This window comes from Massilia mucilaginosa (assembly GCF_011682145.1).
GTDB lineage: Bacteria > Pseudomonadota > Gammaproteobacteria > Burkholderiales > Burkholderiaceae_D > Telluria_A > Telluria_A mucilaginosa.
On record NZ_WHJH01000107.1, the window covers coordinates 1 to 5,680 of the forward strand.

General features: G+C 61.4%; 4 protein-coding genes. 3 read left to right on the forward strand and 1 reads right to left on the reverse strand.

What is annotated here, in order from left to right; translation table 11 throughout:
- On the forward strand, positions 1 to 224 hold a 224-nt coding region (locus tag F2P45_RS35810), incomplete at its 5' end, for a hypothetical protein (RefSeq protein ID WP_223164898.1).
- Here F2P45_RS35810 and F2P45_RS33640 read toward each other — a convergent pair.
- Complete coding sequence (locus F2P45_RS33640) at positions 208 to 1,587, reverse strand: DHA2 family efflux MFS transporter permease subunit (protein ID WP_370663347.1); 1,380 nt, start codon at positions 1,585 to 1,587, stop codon at positions 208 to 210. The genes F2P45_RS35810 and F2P45_RS33640 overlap by 17 nt on opposite strands.
- Before the next feature lie 456 nt (positions 1,588 to 2,043).
- Here F2P45_RS33640 and F2P45_RS33645 point away from each other — a divergent pair, with 456 nt between their 5' ends.
- Both F2P45_RS33645 and F2P45_RS33650 read left to right on the forward strand, forming a co-directional pair.
- The gene (locus tag F2P45_RS33645) at positions 2,044 to 2,790 is read left to right on the forward strand and encodes an SDR family oxidoreductase (RefSeq protein ID WP_166882562.1); all 747 of its coding nucleotides are present in this window, start codon (positions 2,044 to 2,046) and stop codon (positions 2,788 to 2,790) included.
- A 147-nt stretch (positions 2,791 to 2,937) separates the two neighbouring features.
- Positions 2,938 to 5,358, forward strand: a complete 2,421-nt coding sequence (locus F2P45_RS33650) for a penicillin acylase family protein (protein WP_166882563.1) — start codon at positions 2,938 to 2,940, stop codon at positions 5,356 to 5,358.
- Positions 5,359 to 5,680: the final 322 nt, after the last annotated feature.

Genomic DNA, 5,680 nt, shown 5'->3' on the forward strand with positions numbered 1-5,680 from the left:
GACACGCCTCGACGTGTGAAGTCCAGAATTCGGTGTCACCTTCCATGCTTGCTCTCCTTAAAATTGAAACGGCAAGCATGCGGAAATCGGGATTAGGCCACAAGGCTGTGGTTCATGGAGCGCTTACTTTTTTTCGTCTGTCAGCACCGTCCACATGGCAAGTGCGCGACCGCTTTCCCGGACATCACGGCAATCGAACCGCGTTTCTTATCGCTGAAGCCTGAGCGCCGTACCGCGGCTGATGCTCTCGCCATCGTCTTGGCGCAAACGCCAGAAGGTCAGCGACGACATCACGGTAATGATCGACAGCGTGGCAAACCCATGATGCAGCGCGCTGATGACCATGGTGCGCTCGGTCTGCGGCACATCGCCCAGAAACCAGGCGGTCACCAGCGACCCGGCCGCCAGCCCGAAACTCATCGACAATTGCTGGAACGAGCTCGATATGGTGCTGGCCATGCTCGAATCCTGGTCGTCGACATCGGCATACGCGAGTGAATTCATGCACGAGAACTGCAGCGAATTGAAAAACCCCTGCGTCAGCCCGAGCATCACAATCAAGACCAGCGGCGTGTCGGCGCCCACAAAAGCAAACAGGCCAATCGTCAGTCCGATGCAGACCGTATTGACCACCAGGATCTGGCGATAGCCGAAGCGATGCAGCAGGCGTTGCGACACCAGTTTCATCGCCATTGCCGCGATCGCGGCCGGCATCATCAGCAAGCCGGATTTCCACGCCGGAAAACCCAGCCCGACCTGATACAGCAATGGCAGCAGAAACGGCATCCCGCCCAATCCCAGCCGGGTCAAAAAGCCGCCAACCACGGCAATGCGGAACGTACGGATGTGAAACAGCGACAAGCGCAGCAGCGGAAACTTCCTGCCGCGCGCATACAGGGCGTACGCGCCCAGCAAGCCGAGCGACGATGCCAGTATTGCCGCGGCGGTCAAGGGGGCCATCGTATGCTCGCCGAAAATTTCGAGGAACCATGACAGCAGGGCGGTTCCCGAACTGAACAGGATCAGGCCGACCACATCGAGCGGGCGCCGCTGCGCCGCCCGGTAATCCGGCATATAGCGAAACACCAGGAACAGCGCGACCAGGCCGACCGGCACGTTGATAAAGAAGATGTAGCGCCACGACACCCAGTGCACCACCAGTCCGCCCACGGTCGGTCCCAGGAGCGGGCCGATCAGCGCCGGGATGATCACGAAATTCATCGCTCCCAGCAATTCGGATTTGGGAAACGTGCGGATGATGGCGAGGCGGCCGACCGGCATCATCATGGCGCCGCCCAGGCCTTGCAGCAAACGGGCGGCGATCATCATCGGCGCGTTCACCGCCATGCCGCACAGCACCGACGCCAGTGTGAAGATGACAATCGCCACCGCGAACACCCGGCGCGTGCCGAAGCGGTCCGCCATCCATCCGCTGACCGGAATGCCGACGGCCAGGCTGAGGATGTAGCTGGACACGATGGATTTCAGGCTGAGCGGGCTTACGCCGAGGCTGGCCGCGATGCTCGGGATCGCCGTGTTGACGATGGTCGCATCGAGCTGCTCCATGAACAGCGCGGCGGCGACCACCCACGGCAGGTAAGTCTTGACGGATGCTTGACTCAGAACATCCTCACATCGATGTGCAAGGGATGATCGGACGATCGCGGCTGCGCGCGTCCCGTGCGCCAGTTGATCGTGGTGTTCGCCGTCAAACCCATTCCCATCCCCAGACAATCTTCCGGCAATGCCGCCGGTTTTCTTATAAGTACCCCGCTGCCGTGAGCAGCGGCCATGCGTACCCGCCGTTGCCTAGCAGCCTGTCGGGAACGACGTGTACCTCAACGCATATTACACCTAACGAAAGCCTCGAATCTTTCTTTTTTTACATCAAGCCAGTGGCCGCGCCTGACCCTCGGGGCATCGCCCATCGTGCCCGCTTGCACGCCTTGTAGAAATAGGCAATCAAGCGAGAGTCCTGTGTATTTCCGGGCCTGCCGGTGATTTGTAAGATGCGTCACCTGTCCGCACTTCAAGGAGAACCGCATGTCCAGCCATCACAATTCGAACCAGAAAGTTGTCCTCATCACCGGCGCCAGCAGCGGCATCGGCGCGGCCACCGCGCGCTTGCTCGGACGCCACGGATACCGGCTCGTACTCGGAGCGCGCCGCGCCGACCGTCTGACCGCCCTGGTCGCCGAGATCCGCAGCGAAGGTGGCGCCGCCGAAAGTTTTGCCATGGATGTGCGCCGTCTCGACGACGTGCACAACTTCGTGGCCTTCGCGCTCGATGTGTACAAGCGCGTCGACGTGCTCGTCAACAACGCGGGCGTCATGCCTTTGTCCAGGCTCGATGCGCTCAAGGTCGATGAATGGAATCACATGATCGACGTCAATATCCGCGGAGTTCTGCACGGCATCGCCGCCGCCTTGCCCGTGATGCAGCAGCAGCGCTCGGGCCAGTTCATCAACCTGTCGTCGATCGGCGGCCATGCCGTCAGCCCCACCGCCGCCGTGTACTGCGCGACCAAGTTCGCGGTGGGGGCGCTGTCGGAAGGTTTGCGCCAGGAAGTGGGCGGCGACATTCGGGTGACCGTCATCTCGCCGGGCGTGACCGAGTCGGAACTGGCGGAAACGATTTCCGATCCGCTGGCGCGCGAGGCCATGCGCGCGTTCCGGCGCGTGGCGATTGCCCCGTCGGCCATCGCCAGCGCGATTCGCTTCGCCATCGACCAGCCGGCCGACGTCGACGTGAGCGAAATCATCGTGCGCCCGACTGCCAGTCCGTACTAAGCAAGTGCGCGATTGATGCGTACGACAAGTGCGCATCGCCGCGCACGGCACGCGTTTCTTCTGTTGACTACTCTCAATACGGCCAAGGCCGGCATTCGTACGATTGCCTGTCGGTCATCCTGGCCGGCACCGTGAAAGGGAGTCACCATGAGATGCGTGTTAAGGGATCTAGTTCGCCACAATCGTCTTGCCTTGTCCGCACTGGCGGCAGGCCTGGCCGCGCTTGCCATCGCCGGCTGCGGGCGCAGCGACGACGCGCCGGGCCTGCCGAAAGCGGCACGTCCGCAATTGAGCGCCGAGCTGGCGCGCACCTCGCACGGCATCGCCCATATCCGCGCGCGTGATTTTCGCGGTATCGGTTACGGCCTCGCTTATGCCTATGCCCAGGATAATGTGTGCATGTTCGCCGATACCATCCTGACGGTGCGCGGGGAGCGCTCGCGGTTCTTTGGCGCGGACAAGCCGGCAACGCCGGCGGCAAACGGCGAATATGGCGCCAACAGCGATTTCATGAACCTCAATAACGAGGACAGCGACTTTTTCTTCAAGGGCTATCTCGACGCGGAGCGCTTAAAAGCCGGCTATGCCGCCGGCAGCGAGGAAGCGCGCGATTTGTTGACGGGTTACGCGGCCGGCTATAACCGCTATCTCAAGGAATACGCCGGGCGCTATCCTGCCGCGTGCAACAAGGCCCCGTGGGTCAGGCCGATCAGCTACGAGGACATGATGCTGGTACTGGCCGAGAAAGCGCTGCACGCGTCGGGTCAGGTATTCGCACAGGAGATTGTCGATGCCGCGCGCGACGGCGGCGTTGCCCTCGCGGACACGGGCGCGCAGGTGCCGGTCAGCGATAGCGATTTTCTGCAGCGCAGGCTTGAGCGTTTGACCCGGGAACAATTGGGAAGCAATGGACTGGCGCTGGGCAAGGACACCACGGCCAGCGGGCGCGGCATCCTGCTCGGTAATCCGCATTATCCCTGGACCAGCACCGACCGCTTTTACCAGGCGCACCTGACCATCCCCGGGCGCTACGATGCCATGGGCGCTATCCTGGGCGGCATTCCGATCATCGTGATCGGCTTTAACAAGGATGTGGCGTGGACGCATACCGTCACCCGCGCGGTGCACTTCACCACCTTCAGGCTGGCGCTCGATACGCGCGATCCGAGTGGCACCACCTATTTGTACGATGGCGTGCCTGCCAAAATGACGTCCAAAACGGTCAGCGTCGACAGCCTGCGGCCGGATGGCAGCATGGCCAGGCGCAGCAAAACCTTCTATTTCACCAGGCAAGGCGTGGTGCTGGTCAAGCCGGACGCCGGCATAAGCTGGTCGGCCACAGCGGTGCACGTGCTGGGCGACGCCAATCGCCACAATACGCGGCTGATCGAACAATGGATCGGATTGGGCAGCGCACGCAATGTGAGTGAAATGAAGGCGTCGCTCGACAAGATCGTGGGACTGCCATGGGTGAATACGATGGCCGCTGACCGCGATGGCAATGTGCTGTATGCCGATGCCAGCCTGGTGCCCAAGGTCGGCGCCGACAAATTCGCGTCGGATTGTCTGGTGCTGCCGCAGCTGCTGATGTTCGACGGCTCGCGCAGCGCGTGCGCGTGGGGAAACGATGCGCGCGCGCCGGAGGGCGTCCATTTTCCTGTCGATGCGCCGTGGATGCTGCGCACCGATTATGTCGGCAATTCGAATGACAGTTACTGGCTGTCGACTCCGCGCGCCTTATTGACAGGTCCGGCGCCGTTTGGCTATTCGCCGCTGTATGGGGCGACCGGTGTGGCCCAGATGCTGCGCACGCGGATCGGATTCAGGCAGCTCGAGGATGCCCTGGCCAGCAAATCGCGCCTGCACATGAGCGACGTCCAGGAGCTGGCTTTTGCCAATCGCGTGTATGCGGCCGAATTGATGCTGCCGGAATTTCTTCCCCTGTGCGGCGCCTCCGTGGATATATTGGTAGCGCAGGCGTGCCGCGTGTTGGGCGCATGGGACAGGCACGCCAATCTCGATAGCCGTGGTGCGGTGCTGTTTCGCGAGTTCTGGAACCGGGCGTCGCTCATCGCGGACAAATGGGCTGTCGCGCTGGATGCGGCCGACCCGGTGAATACACCGCGCGGACTGGCGCCGGCTGCGGGGCCAGCCATGCTGGCGGCGCTGAAGGATGCGGCGCAGCAGATGCAGGCCCTGAACGTGCCGCTGGACGGGCGCCTGGGCGACTACCAGAGCGATACGCGCAATGGCGTGCGGGTGCCGTTGCATGGAGCGATTGGCGATATCGATGGTTCCTATAACTCGATTCATATGGAGACACCGCTGCAGGCAGATGGCTATCGCCAGGTTGCATGGGGAACCAGCTATGTGCAAACGGTGACGTTCGACCAGGCCGGCCCGGTCGCGCAGGCGATGCTGCTGTATGGGCAGTCGGTCGATCCGGCGTCGCCGTACCATGCCGACCAGCTGTCCTTGTATTCGCAGAAGACCTGGCCTCTGCTGCCGTTTAGCCAGGGGCGCATCCGCGCCGATCCCCGCTATTTCGTGACGACATTATCGGAATAGGCCTTGCTACTCCGGGGAGGCTTTGCTATAGTTCGCCTCCCCGCAGAAAGGGTTAACGAAATCAAGTAGTTAGCAGTCTGTCAGGGCCGTCTCCAAGGAGGCGCGGTAGTAAAAAAGAGGTTGACGAAAAATGCGAAACGCTGCATAATCTCACCTCTCTGCTGCAACGAACACAACGCTTCGTAGCAAACGGCAGAAGGCGGTACCGAACAAGTTCTTTAACAATTAACAGTCGATAAGTGTGGGCGTTTGATGAAGGTGCCAACAGAGCGCAAGCGATGTTGAATACTTAAATTATCAAATGTTCACAAAAAAGAAACAC